The 13,004-nt window shown below is 36.9% G+C and carries 14 protein-coding genes and 1 pseudogene; 11 read left to right on the plus strand and 4 right to left on the minus strand.

Features of this window, described 5'->3' with window-relative positions:
- Positions 1–398 (plus strand): annotated as a pseudogene (locus tag ACR2MV_RS05805) (NRDE family protein); the annotation flags it as partial.
- On the opposite strand, the gene ACR2MV_RS05810 reads toward ACR2MV_RS05805, so the two are convergent.
- From ACR2MV_RS05810 to ACR2MV_RS05820, 3 genes are read right to left on the minus strand one after another with little or no spacing between them, the layout of a single operon-like run.
- Entirely contained in the window at positions 390–1,835 is a 1,446-nt protein-coding gene (locus ACR2MV_RS05810; protein WP_434020962.1) for a DUF3667 domain-containing protein, read from the minus strand. The pseudogene ACR2MV_RS05805 and the gene ACR2MV_RS05810 sit on opposite strands and share 9 nt — an antisense overlap.
- Positions 1,836–1,874: 39 nt before the next feature.
- Complete coding sequence (apaG, locus tag ACR2MV_RS05815; RefSeq protein ID WP_434020963.1) at positions 1,875–2,261, minus strand: Co2+/Mg2+ efflux protein ApaG; 387 nt, start codon at positions 2,259–2,261, stop codon at positions 1,875–1,877.
- Between the two features lie 44 nt (positions 2,262–2,305).
- Positions 2,306–2,734 carry an RrF2 family transcriptional regulator gene (locus ACR2MV_RS05820; RefSeq protein WP_434020964.1) on the minus strand — a complete coding sequence of 143 codons (429 nt, stop codon included), beginning with the start codon at positions 2,732–2,734 and terminating at the stop codon, positions 2,306–2,308.
- 124 nt (positions 2,735–2,858) lie between these two features.
- Between ACR2MV_RS05820 and ACR2MV_RS05825 the strand changes: the two genes are divergently transcribed.
- The 8 genes from ACR2MV_RS05825 to ACR2MV_RS05860 all read left to right on the plus strand — a co-directional run bounded on the left by ACR2MV_RS05825 (position 2,859) and on the right by ACR2MV_RS05860 (position 9,890).
- Positions 2,859–3,434, plus strand: a complete 576-nt coding sequence (locus tag ACR2MV_RS05825; RefSeq protein ID WP_434020965.1) for a fasciclin domain-containing protein — start codon at positions 2,859–2,861, stop codon at positions 3,432–3,434.
- A gap of 19 nt (positions 3,435–3,453) precedes the next feature.
- On the plus strand, positions 3,454–3,915 hold the full coding sequence (locus tag ACR2MV_RS05830; protein ID WP_434020966.1) for a c-type cytochrome: 462 nt from the start codon (positions 3,454–3,456) through the stop codon (positions 3,913–3,915).
- A gap of 22 nt (positions 3,916–3,937) precedes the next feature.
- On the plus strand, positions 3,938–5,920 hold the full coding sequence (gene nosZ / locus ACR2MV_RS05835; protein ID WP_434020967.1) for a Sec-dependent nitrous-oxide reductase: 1,983 nt from the start codon (positions 3,938–3,940) through the stop codon (positions 5,918–5,920).
- A 153-nt stretch (positions 5,921–6,073) separates the two neighbouring features.
- On the plus strand, positions 6,074–6,664 hold the full coding sequence (locus ACR2MV_RS05840) for a hypothetical protein (RefSeq protein WP_434020968.1): 591 nt from the start codon (positions 6,074–6,076) through the stop codon (positions 6,662–6,664).
- A gap of 75 nt (positions 6,665–6,739) precedes the next feature.
- Positions 6,740–7,180 (plus strand): nitrous oxide reductase accessory protein NosL, encoded by a 441-nt coding sequence (locus tag ACR2MV_RS05845; RefSeq protein WP_434020969.1) that lies wholly within the window; start codon positions 6,740–6,742, stop codon positions 7,178–7,180.
- Positions 7,181–8,410, plus strand: coding sequence for a nitrous oxide reductase family maturation protein NosD (locus ACR2MV_RS05850; RefSeq protein ID WP_434020970.1), 1,230 nt, complete (start codon positions 7,181–7,183; stop codon positions 8,408–8,410).
- On the plus strand, positions 8,407–9,111 hold the full coding sequence (locus ACR2MV_RS05855) for an ABC transporter ATP-binding protein (RefSeq protein ID WP_434020971.1): 705 nt from the start codon (positions 8,407–8,409) through the stop codon (positions 9,109–9,111). The genes ACR2MV_RS05850 and ACR2MV_RS05855 overlap by 4 nt, the downstream gene beginning before the upstream one ends.
- On the plus strand, positions 9,108–9,890 hold the full coding sequence (locus tag ACR2MV_RS05860; RefSeq protein WP_434020972.1) for an ABC transporter permease: 783 nt from the start codon (positions 9,108–9,110) through the stop codon (positions 9,888–9,890). The genes ACR2MV_RS05855 and ACR2MV_RS05860 overlap by 4 nt, the downstream gene beginning before the upstream one ends.
- On the opposite strand, the gene ACR2MV_RS05865 is transcribed toward ACR2MV_RS05860, so the two are convergent.
- Positions 9,891–10,859, minus strand: a complete 969-nt coding sequence (locus tag ACR2MV_RS05865) for a c-type cytochrome (RefSeq protein ID WP_434020973.1) — start codon at positions 10,857–10,859, stop codon at positions 9,891–9,893.
- Between the two features lie 201 nt (positions 10,860–11,060).
- Between ACR2MV_RS05865 and ACR2MV_RS05870 the strand changes: the two genes are divergently transcribed.
- Together ACR2MV_RS05870 and meaB are read left to right on the plus strand one after the other, a co-directional pair.
- The gene (locus ACR2MV_RS05870; protein WP_434020974.1) at positions 11,061–11,768 is read left to right on the plus strand and encodes a Bax inhibitor-1/YccA family protein; all 708 of its coding nucleotides are present in this window, start codon (positions 11,061–11,063) and stop codon (positions 11,766–11,768) included.
- 174 nt (positions 11,769–11,942) lie between these two features.
- Positions 11,943–12,947, plus strand: a complete 1,005-nt coding sequence (gene meaB, locus ACR2MV_RS05875) for a methylmalonyl Co-A mutase-associated GTPase MeaB (RefSeq protein ID WP_434020975.1) — start codon at positions 11,943–11,945, stop codon at positions 12,945–12,947.
- Positions 12,948–13,004 lie beyond the last annotated feature (57 nt).

Genomic DNA, 13,004 nt, shown 5'->3' on the forward strand with positions numbered 1-13,004 from the left:
ATTTTGAATTGGCATGTAATGCAGTTCTTCTTGATGATATAGAGCCTTTTACGATTGTTTGTGTTTTATGGGAAAATGAACTTAGGCTTTTAGAATTTGTTTGGGATGGTTCTAAAAAGCATTTAAAGTTGCTTCCGTTGCAACCTACCATTTGGTCATCTTCAACTTTGTATACCGACAAAATGAAATCGTTAAGACAAGATTGGTTTCGTGAATGGTTTATCGGTAAAGGCTTAAATCCTGAAAATGTGCTAGAATTTCATAAAAAAGGAGGTCTAGGATTTCCTGAAGTAGATGTTTTTATGAGACGTGAGCATGTGGGTACCGTAAGTATTACTCAGGTAAAAGAAACTGATAATAAAATCGAAATGAAATATTTTCCTTTTCCTCTAAATTAAAAATGCCAGGAATGAAATTATAAGTCCGCCGACCAGGGCTAATAGCATAAAGGCCGTGTTGAGTAAAATATATTTAATCAATGTTTTAAACCAACCTTGCCCGTAAAAATTTCTCATGGCCTTGTATAAATAGATCATGAAGGTGATAAAGAAAATAACGATAGCAATTCCTGAACCAGCAAACCTATTGACGATCATAAAAATCAAAAGTAAAAGGAAGAACACGGTCTGAACATGAAAGACAAAGACAAGGTTTTCTGTATAGTTGTATTTTCTTCGAATATAAAGTAGCGAAACCATTAAAGTGAAAATTGGTAACAAAAAGAACAAGGCAACCGAAATTCTAGAAAGCACCCTATCTAAAAACTCGGCCCAATACTGATCATCGTCAAATGCATTTCCCCATTCTTTAGATTTACTGAACAAGAAAATATTCCAGTAAGTTGCTTCGAATCCTAGTTTTTCTAAAGATTCTTTAGTAGGTGCGTTCGGATAGTCTTTTTGATAAGCCATAAATGCTTTGACGATATTAAAGCCACTTTGATTCTTATCTAAATCATAAACTAAATCTAATGGAATTTGGTATTTAATATCTTCTGCAAGAAAGATGCTGTCTAGATGTTTGATGCCCTTTTTTTCTAGGTTTTCTTTTTTTGAGATTTCAACCCATAATTTCGAAAAATCAGCAGCACCAGTAAGATTGAAAGTTTCATCATTGTCTGTTAAAAATTCAGCTCTTTCGCTAATCTGCAACATAATATCAGACATTGTCGAATCCTTTTCAGAAAGAGTTATGTAATCACTCTTAAAGGTGTAAACAGAATTTGAGCCTAACAGAATAGAGTCTATAAAACCAATTAAAGCAGATTCCTGTTGCTTTGATTGAATTTTGATCTGACTTTTTAATGAGTCCTTATTTATAGACAGGTTATCAATATTAGAATTAATAAGTGATAAAGTTGAAGAATCGATGTCAACATTATTCTCATTCAGTTCTCTTAAGGTTTCAGATTTTATGCTATCTAAAACCTGCTGCCCCTGATCAAGGTTTATTTTTGGAAGAAGCCCTGACTTGGTCTCGTCAATAGATCTAAACTTGTCAATACCATTAAAAATACCAAGAACTAAGAAAAACAATATAGTTATATGAAGGTATAATTGAAAGGGGTTTACATATTTGATGCGCTTTCCTTCAATGTATTCTTTGCTTACGAATCCAGGCTTAAAAATGAGTGGAATCACCGTTTTAATAAAACGGTTATCAAAATTAAAAAAGCCCGAAAGATATTCTGAAAAATATTGATTTACACTAAGGCGATGGGTGTCATTTACCTGTCCGCATTTGGAACAAAAATTATCCTCTGTTGAAATACGTGTTCCGCAGTTTAAACATTCATTTCCACGAATGTTTTTTGTAAATCTAGTAATTGACTTCATTAAAAGGCTCGATTAAACCAAAAAATAAATGTAAGCAAATTAATTAAAAGTTGCGGGAAGCATCAATTGAAATGTAGGAATTTGTACCCTGAACTTTTCAGAGGTTGAAAAGTTGATCATTGAATAATAGCCATTCATTGATCCTATCGGTGAGACCAAAAAGCAGTGAGAAGAATAGGTATACGACTGTTTGGGTTTTAAAATGGGTTTTTTACCAATAACACCTTCTCCCTCAACCACTTCGAAGTCATTTAGTGAATCAAAAATATTCCACCTTCTGCTAATTAATTGCACGGTATCGCTACTTTGATTTTCGATCGATATACTATAACTGAATGCGTAATACACCTTCGAATTCTGATAACGGTTGCCCTCAAAATTTGAAGTAATTGAAATTTTTATACCTTTTGTAACTTGCTGAATCATAGCTTTCAATGCCTTTATTCAAGGATACAAAGATACTAATTATTTTAAAAAATGTGCGAATTTCCTTTTTCAGCGTCCTGTGCAAATTCGGCAATACTCTTTTTCTTGAATTCATCCTTTATGGATTGATTAAATGGGGAGGCCAAATGATGAATGGCACAAGGGTTAACATCACTGCATTTAGGAAGCCCCATATAACAAGAATTAAAACTGTCTTCGCTATCCAGAGAGGCAATGATAGACATAAGATTTCCTCCTAACTGATCCTTGGTCAGATAAAACCCTCCTTTTGGTCCCTTGGCAGAGCTGATAATCTTTTCCTTGGTGAGATGTTGAAAAATCTTGGCTAAAAAAGGAACAGGTATCTGAATCTGTTCACCGACATCCTTGGATCCCAATTTATTGTCTTTTGAAGATTTAAGTGCGAGATAGATAACACCTCTAATGGCATATTTACTTTGATTGCTTAGCATTATACAAATATATAAAAGATAATTTTATCCTTTATATGATTAATGTCATGGTTTTAGTGACTCTTGTTACATAATTTTGTGCCTAACGAAACAAAAAATATATAACTAACTTAAATTAATTATAATGAAAAGTCGCATTTTAATAATTGTTGTCTTATTTGCATTTTCGTTTACATCTTGTAAAAATGAAGCGCAAAAAACTGAAGGTCCAAATGCTGAAAAAGTAACCGAAACAAAAGAGCACAAAGGCCAGGCAGCTGTTGAAGACACTGAATCAGCTGCTAATGCATTGACTGTCGCAAAATCAATTGAAGATTTTAGTACCCTGGTAGCTGCTATTGAAGCCGCAGGTGTTGAAGATGCAGTGGTAAATGCAGGTCCGTTGACCATATTTGCTCCCTTAAATACGGCTTTTGCCAAATTACCGGAAGGAACGGTTGAAAACCTGGTAAAACCAGAGAACAAAGCCACACTCGCCTTTATTCTAACAAATCATGTGGCACCTGCCAATTATCCGATTAAGCAGTTGAAAAAAGAAGCCAAAAAAGGAAGAAAACTATATATGGCATCCGGTAAATACCTGGTTGTTGAAAACAAGGATGGTGAGATCTTTGTGGGTGGAACAAAAATATTAAAAACAGTACAAGTAAGTAATGGTTGGATCCACGTGATTGACGACGTGTTGGTACCTGCCGAATAATTTAAATCCAACTAAGAGAATGAAAATAAAATTTATTATTACATGTGCCTTGGCTATTGTCATGGCTAGCTGTGGAGGAGAAGCGAAGAAAGAAACTCCGGCAGCGAAACAGCAAGATTCGAAGGTCGAAACTGAAAAAGTAGATCCAATGACCAATAAAGGGGTTGGTCCCATAACGAGTGTGACACTCGGTGAAATTGATAATGCCTTAGTAACTGAGGGGGAAACAATATTCAAGGCTAAATGTACCGCTTGTCATAAGATTAGTAAAAAGTTTGTGGGACCAGCCTTAAAAGGTATCACTGAAAGGAGAACTCCTGAATGGATCATGAACATGGCACTCAATCCCGAAGAGATGGTCGCAAAAGATCCTATCGCCATGCAATTGCTCATTGAGTATAACGGTGCTCCCATGGCAAATCAAAACCTAACTGAAGAAGAGGCAAGAGCACTTCTTGAATATTTTAGAACTAAAAAATAATCTGACGTAAATCTTAATAATTATGAAAACAATGTTTAAATATTTTATCACCCTAACCGTCCTGTCTGTATGGCTGGTGTCTTGTGGTGATGTAAATTCTGGTAAATCTTCAAATAAAGGAGCGCTCTCTGGAAATGCTGCTGAAAAGGTTTACGTGGCTCCAGGTGAGCACGATGAGTTTTATGCTTTTATTTCTGGAGGTTTTTCAGGACAATTAGCAGTTTATGGTCTGCCATCAGGGCGACTATTTAAGGTGATTCCGGTATTTTCCGTAGATGCTGAAAAAGCCTGGGGTTTTAATGAAGAAACCAAGCCAATGTTAAACACTTCACATGGTTTTATTCCTTGGGATGACTCGCACCACCCTGATATTTCGCAGACAGCAGGCGAATTAGATGGTAGATGGGTTTTTATCAATGGTAACAATACACCTCGTATTGCAAAAATTGATTTAACAACCTTTGAAACAACTGAAATTATTGAAGTTCCGAATTCAGCTGGAAATCACAGTTCTTCATTTGTAACTGAAAATACAGAATACGTAGTGGCGGGAACAAGATTTAGTGTTCCTTTCCCACAGAGAGATATGCCAATTTCTGAATATAAAGGTAACTTTAAAGGAGCCTTGTCATTTATCTCTGTAGATCCTGAAGATGGTGGGATGGATATCAAATTCCAGATCATGATGCCAGGTTTTGATTATGACTTGTCTCACCCAGGTAGAGGTGACTCACATGGATGGTTCTTCTTCTCAACATACAATACTGAGGAAGCAAATTCATTATTAGAAGTGAATGCTTCTCAAAATGATAAAGATTTTATTGCAGCGATCAACTGGAAAAAAATTGAAGCTTATGTCAATGAGGGTGGAGGTAAAAAAGTACCTGCTAATTATGCGCATAACGTATATGATGAGCATACACATATGGCAACCTCAACAATGAAAAAAGAGGTGCTTGTTGTAGATCCGACGGAGGTACCGGGTGCCATCTATTTTATGCCAACTCCGAAATCTCCTCATGGTTGTGATGTAGATCCTAGTGGTGAGTACATTGTAGGTAGTGGTAAATTGGCCGCAGAATTGACCATTCACTCCTTCAGTAAAATGTTGACTGCTATTGAAAACAAAGATTTTGATGGAGATGCTTATGGTATTCCAATTTTAAATTATGAATCTACGCTTGCCGGTTCAGTGAAACAACCTGGATTAGGACCTCTACATACAGAATTTGACGGAAAAGGAAATGCGTATACAACCTTCTTTATCTCTTCTGAAGTTGTGAAGTGGAAGTTAGGAACATGGGAAGTATTGGACAGAAAGCCAACGTATTATTCAGTAGGTCACTTGATGATTCCTGGTGGAAATTCAAGAAAGCCTTTTGGTAAGTATGTAGTTGCCATGAATAAAATCACGAAGGACAGGTACCTTCCAACAGGGCCTGAGGTGACTCAATCGGCACAGTTATATGATATCACCGGTGATAAAATGGAGCTATTATTAGACTTCCCTACCATTGGTGAGCCTCACTATGCCGCAGGTATTGCTGCTGATATCGTAGCTAAGAATTCAAAAAAATTCTTTAAGCTGGAAGATAACAAGCACCCTTATGCTGTAAAAAGTGAAGCTGAAGCAAAAGTAGTAAGAGATGGAAACGTAGTTCATGTATATATGACAATGATACGATCGCATTTTGCACCTGATAATATTGAAGGAATTCAAGTTGGGGATAAAGTATATTTCCACTTTACAAACCTTGAACAAGATTACGATGTGCCGCATGGTGTATCAATGATCGGAGCAAACACTTCGGAATTATTGATCATGCCGGGACAAACAGAAACATTTGTTTGGGAGCCTAAACAAGAAGGTGTTTGGCCATTCTATTGTACGGATTTCTGTTCTGCATTACATCAAGAGATGCAAGGATATGTACGTGTATCTAAAAAAGGATCAAACGTACCAATATCATACACATTAGATGGTGACGCAGTAGACGTTGAATAACATAAAGAAAGAGGTTAAGTTAATTATTGTAGAAAACGGACAGGGGAATTTATTGACAACTGTCCGTTTTCGTTTTTAAAACCCTTGTTTCTATGAAAGATCTCCATGATCTTAGTTTCAGATAAAAAAAGTTTATACCAAAGAATATTAAATATGAAAAAGTCAAAAATTTTAATGATCATTGGGTCATTGCTACTCTTAGGTCTTTTTGCATTCCCGCTATGGAACATCACGTTGGAAGCTCCTCAATATCCAATACCTTTAGGGATGAATATTCATATTAATAAGTTTACCGATGTTCATGAATTCGATATTAAAAATATCAATTTGATGAACCATTACGTCGGTATGAAGTATATTCCGGAATCAATTCCTGAATTCACTATTTTTCCTGTCGTTATTGGTTTAATGTCTCTTTTCGGTGTATTAATTGGCTTGTTTACGAATTACAAATGGTTTCTTGCCTGGTTTGTTATTATGACGCTGCTGGGTATTGCCGGCATGTATGATTTTTATTTATGGGAATATGATTATGGACATAACCTGGATCCCAAGGCGATTATGAATTTTAAAAACCCTGATGGGAGCCCCATGGGATTTCAACCTCCCTTATTTGGTACCAAACATATACTTAACTTTATCGCACATTCATACCCCAGAACAGGTGCGTATATGATGTTTGTGGGAATGTTGATGACTTTTGTTGCATTCTTTGTGGGTAAAAAAGAAGCAAAAATTTCCTAAGTGAGAATATTCATTTTCCTGTTTTTGACAGAAGATTGAATAAAGGATTATATTTGTTTAACTAACTAAAAAAAGATGAAAAAAGTAATACTAACTGCTTTTGTGGCACTGTTGTGTGTATTGGTTTCCTGTAAGGTTGAACCAGCACAAATCAATTTTGGGACCGATGCGTGTCATTTTTGTAAAATGACCATAGTAGATGAGCAACATGCCGCACAATACGTAACCAAAAAAGGGAAGCAATTTAAGTATGATGCCATTGAATGCTTGGTAAATGAACTGGCCGAAACAACTCCGGATAATATCGCTATTTCTTTAGTTTCAGATTACAATAGTCCCGGTACTATGACATCAGCAATTGATGCCGTTTATTTGATTAGCCCCGAAATAAAGAGTCCTATGGGGGCCAATCTATCTGCCTTTTTAACTGAAAAAGATGCCCTTACTGCCAAAGGAGATTTTGAAGGGAACGTATATTCCTGGAACGAATTACTGAAAAAGTTTGACGCAGAATAGATGAAAAGGATCCGCCTCATTTTTACGTTTTTATTGTTGTCCTTTTCACTTTTTGGACAGCAAATAGAGGTATGTGATACCTGTGAGATAAGAACGATCAAAGAGGCCATTGCAAAAAGTAAGGATGGGGATGAAATACTCATAAAAAAAGGTCTTTACAAAGAACATGGTATTCTCGTTGAAAAAGCAGTGCATATCAGAGGTGAAAAAGGTACGGTGGTTGATGGTGAGAACAAAGAGACCATTTTTAGATTTTCGGTGGATGGATTTTCTATTCGAGGGCTTGAAATCATCAATGTTGGTAGGAGTTATACCAAAGATTTTGCGGCCATTTTAGTGTCCAAAGCGGATGGTTTTATTATAGAAGACAATGTTTTTAAACATGTTTTTTTTGGCATCCTGGTCGAAAAATCAAAGAATGGGAAGGTACATAAAAATGTTCTGAGCTCTGAAGCAGTGTCTCAGGCAAATTCAGGAAATGGCATTCATTTATGGCATTGTTCAAAGATGATTGTTTCCGATAATGAATTGTCAGGCTTGCGTGATGGTATTTATTTTGAATTCGTGAAGAACAGCGAGGTTTTTGGTAATAGGAGTGAAGGGAATTTACGCTATGGATTACACTTTATGTTTTCGAATGAAAATGCCTATTTCAATAATGTTTTCAAAGACAACGGTGCAGGTGTTGCCATTATGTTTTCCAAGTTTGTGAAAATGTATGAGAACAGGTTTGAACACAATTGGGGAACGGCTTCCTATGGACTTTTGTTAAAAGAAATATATGATGCCGAAATTACAGATAATGTGTTTGACCAAAATACCATCGGAATTTCAGTAGACGGCTCCACACGAATTAATTATCAGAACAACACCTTTTCCAGAAATGGTTGGGCCGTAACCATTATTGGTGCCTGTTATGAGAATATATTTTCAAGAAATAATTTTTTAAACAATGCGTTGGATCTCAGTTATAACAGCAAGATTAACACCAATAAATTTGAAAATAATTATTGGAGCGAGTACTCTGGGTATGACCTGGATAAAAATGGCATTGGTGACATTCCCTACAGACCCGTAAAGTTGTTTTCTTATATTGTTCACAACACGCCGGAAACAATCATTCTTTTGAGAAGTATGTTTGTTGATATTATTAATTTTTCAGAGAAAGTATCACCGGTATTCACACCGGATAACCTGATTGACAGTATGCCTTTAATGCAACGTATATGATTGAAATAAAGAGTTTAAATAAACGTTTTGGAAAGCTCAAAGTGCTCGAAGGCCTCGATCTAAGTATTGATTCAGGAGGGATCTTTGCTGTCCTGGGACCAAATGGATCTGGAAAAACAACACTGATCAAAAGCATTCTGGGGATGGTTATTCCAGACCAAGGTGATATAAAAATAGCAGGAAGCTCCGTTTTAAAACAATCCGACTACAGAAACAATATTAATTACCTGCCACAGATTGCAAATTTCCCTGCCAATTTAACGGTACGGGAATTGATAAAAATGGTGAAGAATTTGCGACCTAAAGAAGCGAATGATCAACGCCTGATCGAACATTTTGGACTGGAAGCATTTTTAGATAAGAAACTGGGAAACCTCTCGGGAGGTACAAAACAGAAAGTAAATATTGTACTTACTTTTATGTTTGAAAGTGACCTTATTATTTTAGATGAACCGACAACCGGACTTGATCCTATTTCATTGATACACTTAAAGGAACTTATCCATGTGGAAAAGGAAAAAGGAAGGACCATCTTAATTACAACTCATATCATGAGTTTTGTGGAAGAGATTGCCGATGAAATTGTGTTCCTTTTAGATGGTGAGATTTATTTTAAAGGGAGTTCAAAAGAATTAAAAAAACGCACAGCTCAGGATGATCTTGAGCATGCAATTGCTAAACTGATTTCGAAAGACCTATGATAAAGATTTTAAAATATAGCTTTTTTGACTTGATGCGCAGCCGCTGGAGTTATGTGTACTTTGCGTTTTACCTGGCACTTGGTTTTGTGCTTTTATTCTTGAATAATGATGTGAACAAGGCGGTGATCACTTTGATGAACATTATTATTGTGCTTACCCCTTTGATAGGCACCATTTTTGGAGTGATGTATTATTATAATTCCAAGGAATTCACAGAATTGCTCTTGGCCCAGCCAATTAAAAGAAGTACCATTTTCACGGGACAATATTTAGGCATATCGATATCGCTGACCCTCAGCCTGATATTGGGATTGGGAATTCCATTTTTACTTTATGGACTTTTTATGTCTTCGGCCATTTTTGAATTCTCCCTGTTACTGATAGTAGGTACCATGTTGAATTTTATTTTTGTAGCCCTGGCGTTTAACATTGCCTTGTCTAATGAGAATAAGATCAAAGGTTTCGGTTACGCCATACTGATGTGGCTGTTTTTGGCTGTGATTTATGATGGGGTCTTTCTGATTTCACTGGTCATGCTGAACGAATATCCTCTTGATAAATTTGCCTTGTTTGCCACCATGTTTAACCCTATTGATCTGTCTAGGATTTTGATATTGCTCAAGCTTGATATATCGGCATTATTGGGGTATACCGGGGCCGTTTTCAAAAGCTTTTTCGGAACAAACCTAGGATTTTTATTATCCTTTGCGGTGATGACGTTGTGGGTAATTCTTCCTGTTTGGAGAATTCGTGTAAAATTAAAGAAGAAGGATTTTTAATTATTTAGGAGTACCCCCTATGATGGGATGACCGGCATTGATCCAATTAAAGAAACCTTCGTCAATAACAGCCGTGTTTTTATAGCCTTTTTTTCGCAGCATATCAATGACCTTATCGGAGGCCGCATGCGGGCAGGAACAATAAGCAATGATCCAGGTATCATCCTTGGGCAGACCCTTTGCAACCTTATCTTCAGAAATATAATAGGGAATTGGAATTGCTCCTGGGATATGTGCATTGTGCCATTCAGAACTGGTTCTGGTATCGAGAAGGACCATTCTGTTTTTGGCTTTTAAGGCTTGTGCCACCTGCTCCATGGGTACGTATCTGTCTTGTTTTAAGCTAAAATCAGGTTGAGCTCCTGCTGGATTGCTCACATAGTCCTTCGGTTCAGGATAGGGAGATAATTCTCTTGGTTCTGGACTCCATCCCGAGGTTAGGCTGCGAATATAAGCTGTCAGATCATTCATCTGTTCATCTGACAATTGTTTTTTAAACGCGATCATCTCCGTTTCTTCTCTTCCATTTCCAATGGCATATTTGATATAGGCATCTGTGGCAAAAGCCAGAAACGCGGGATTGGCCAGCGCCGGAGCAGTAATACCTTCAGCTTTCTTTCCATGACATTCGGCGCATTTCTGTGTAAAAAGGTTGGCACCTGTTTTTAAATCTCCCTCAATGGGATCCATTGACAATTCGATCGTTTCATGTCCTGCTTTATATTTGAGCCAAGAGGCAAGGGTGAAAATTTCCCTCATAGACAAGGGTCCGCCTGAATCTGCCAGATAAGGAGCCATGGCTGTGTTGGGTCTTCCGAAGCCAATGGAACTCGCCAGAAAGTTCAAAGGCATGGTAGACATCAATGATTTGGATTTCAAGGAAGGTGCATAATCAGCAGCGCCACCTTCTCTGTCGGCACCGTGGCAAAGCGTGCAGTATTTTTGATAATTCTGTGCTGCTCGATCCATATCTATTTTTGTTAATGGAGCATTTCTGATTTGTGCAAAAAGTGGTGCTGAAAAGAAAAACACCATGAAACAGAAAGAAAGAAAGGAAAACGAAAATATGTTTGTAGATCGAGGCATGAGGCCAAATTACAAAAAAAGAATGCTAATTTACTAATGGGTTTTAATATCTTTGAATTTCGAAATTTTTAATCTTAGAATCGCATGGATAATCAAGTATCAACAAATTCAAAAGAGCAGTTAGGTATAAAAAGTTTTCAGGCTGTTTTTATTACCAAGGTGTATAACTGGATGGCTTTAGCCCTTTTTGTAACAGGGATTGTGGCATATTTAACAGCCACTACACCTGCAATGATGAACGCTATTATAGGGTCGAAAATTCTTTTTTTTGGACTGATCATTGGTGAATTACTGTTGGTGATTTATTTGACCAGATCGATCAATAAATTAAGTAGAAATGCGGCCATTGGAGCATTTTTATTGTATTCAGTACTCAATGGTCTCACAATGTCAGTGATATTTTTAGCCTATACGTCAAGTTCTATTGCAACTACATTTTATATCACGGCCGGTACTTTTGCAGCGATGAGTTTTTATGGATATACCACTAAAAGAGATTTGACCAGTATCGGAAATATGGCTTTTATGGCGCTGATAGGAATTATCATTGCATCAGTAGTAAATATGTTTTTACAAAATGAAATGATGTACTGGATTATCAGCTATTTAGGGGTTGCCATTTTTGTTGGCCTGGTTGCATATGATACCCAAAAGCTAAAGGAAATTGGTAGTAGAGGGTTTGTAAATGAAGATAATATGGAAAAGACCTCAATCATGGGGGCCTTATCATTGTATCTTGATTTTGTCAATTTGTTCCTGTTTCTTTTAAGAATATTTGGTGACAGAAGATAAGTAGCTTGTCAAGGTTTAAATTCTTTGTGTTTTAAGGGTAAGAGTCTGTTATTTAGGAGTTTGAATAACTAAATTATCAGCACGACTCTTTGCAATTGCTGAAGGGTCTTTGTATATTTATGGACATAAATAAAGGGTGTCAAACGTCCAAAATAGCTCAGTTTATCAAGTTTTATGGGAAATTATAAACCAAGAAAAAGATTGGAAGCGAGTCAGTATATCGAAGGTGTGCTGAACCGTGATCGTGTACTTTTATCTCGGGCAATTACGATTGTTGAAAGCAACCTTGCCAGTGATAAAAAGTTAGCAAAAGATATTATTCAGGCTATTTTGCCAAAATCTGGAAATTCTGTGCGAATTGGCATTACCGGAGTTCCGGGTGTTGGTAAAAGTACGTTTATTGAAGTCTTTGGGAAACACTTGATTGAGAAAGGTCATAAGGTGGCAATTTTGTCAATTGATCCAAGCAGCCAGCGGAGTAAAGGAAGCATTTTAGGGGATAAAACACGCATGGAAGAACTGGCCAATCGAGAAGAAGCTTATATCAGACCTTCTGCCTCCGGTGATACGCTGGGAGGTGTAGCCAATAAAACAGGAGAAACCATGCTGCTTTGCGAAGCTGCAGGATTTGATGTAATTCTGATTGAAACAGTAGGAGTAGGACAGTCAGAAACCGCCGTTCATGGTATGACAGACTTCTTTCTTTTATTGATGCTTTCCGGAGCTGGTGATGAACTTCAGGGCATCAAAAAAGGAATTATGGAGATGGCAGATATGCTGGTGATTAATAAGGCCGATGGAGATAATATAAAGAAGAGTCAGCTTGCTAAAAGACAGTATGAAAATGCCTTGCACATTTTTCCAAAATCTGAGTCGGGCTGGTCCCCGGTAGTGAGTACCGCCTCTGCATTGAAAAACATTGGGATTCCTGAGGTATGGGAACAGATCATGGCTTTTAAAAATCTGGTTCAGGAGAATGGCTATTTTGAGAAGAATAGAAAGGATCAGCAGATTCAATGGATGTATAATAATATTCACGAAAACCTCAAACAATTATTTTATGGGTCGGATCATATTGCCGATCATTTGAAAACTTTGGAACAAGAAGTCCTGAATGCTGAAATATCTCCGGTGAAAGCAGCTGAAAGAATCATACAAGAGTTTAAATCAATTTTGTAGTAAAAAAAAGGGCCAAGTTCATGACAAGGCCCTTATTATATTACGTAGAAATATTTC

Origin of the sequence: Lutimonas sp. (assembly GCF_051011215.1) — a bacterium.
Classification (GTDB): domain Bacteria; phylum Bacteroidota; class Bacteroidia; order Flavobacteriales; family Flavobacteriaceae; genus Lutimonas.

Coding starts and splice junctions, on each gene's coding strand:
- ACR2MV_RS05810 (WP_434020962.1), bottom strand. CDS start 1,835: ATGAAGTCAATTACTAGATTTACAAAAAACATTCGTGGAAATGAATGT.
- apaG (WP_434020963.1), bottom strand. CDS start 2,261: ATGATTCAGCAAGTTACAAAAGGTATAAAAATTTCAATTACTTCAAAT.
- ACR2MV_RS05820 (WP_434020964.1), bottom strand. CDS start 2,734: ATGCTAAGCAATCAAAGTAAATATGCCATTAGAGGTGTTATCTATCTC.
- ACR2MV_RS05825 (WP_434020965.1), top strand. CDS start 2,859: ATGAAAAGTCGCATTTTAATAATTGTTGTCTTATTTGCATTTTCGTTT.
- ACR2MV_RS05830 (WP_434020966.1), top strand. CDS start 3,454: ATGAAAATAAAATTTATTATTACATGTGCCTTGGCTATTGTCATGGCT.
- nosZ (WP_434020967.1), top strand. CDS start 3,938: ATGAAAACAATGTTTAAATATTTTATCACCCTAACCGTCCTGTCTGTA.
- ACR2MV_RS05840 (WP_434020968.1), top strand. CDS start 6,074: ATGAAAAAGTCAAAAATTTTAATGATCATTGGGTCATTGCTACTCTTA.
- ACR2MV_RS05845 (WP_434020969.1), top strand. CDS start 6,740: ATGAAAAAAGTAATACTAACTGCTTTTGTGGCACTGTTGTGTGTATTG.
- ACR2MV_RS05850 (WP_434020970.1), top strand. CDS start 7,181: ATGAAAAGGATCCGCCTCATTTTTACGTTTTTATTGTTGTCCTTTTCA.
- ACR2MV_RS05855 (WP_434020971.1), top strand. CDS start 8,407: ATGATTGAAATAAAGAGTTTAAATAAACGTTTTGGAAAGCTCAAAGTG.
- ACR2MV_RS05860 (WP_434020972.1), top strand. CDS start 9,108: ATGATAAAGATTTTAAAATATAGCTTTTTTGACTTGATGCGCAGCCGC.
- ACR2MV_RS05865 (WP_434020973.1), bottom strand. CDS start 10,859: ATGGATCGAGCAGCACAGAATTATCAAAAATACTGCACGCTTTGCCAC.
- ACR2MV_RS05870 (WP_434020974.1), top strand. CDS start 11,061: ATGGATAATCAAGTATCAACAAATTCAAAAGAGCAGTTAGGTATAAAA.
- meaB (WP_434020975.1), top strand. CDS start 11,943: ATGGGAAATTATAAACCAAGAAAAAGATTGGAAGCGAGTCAGTATATC.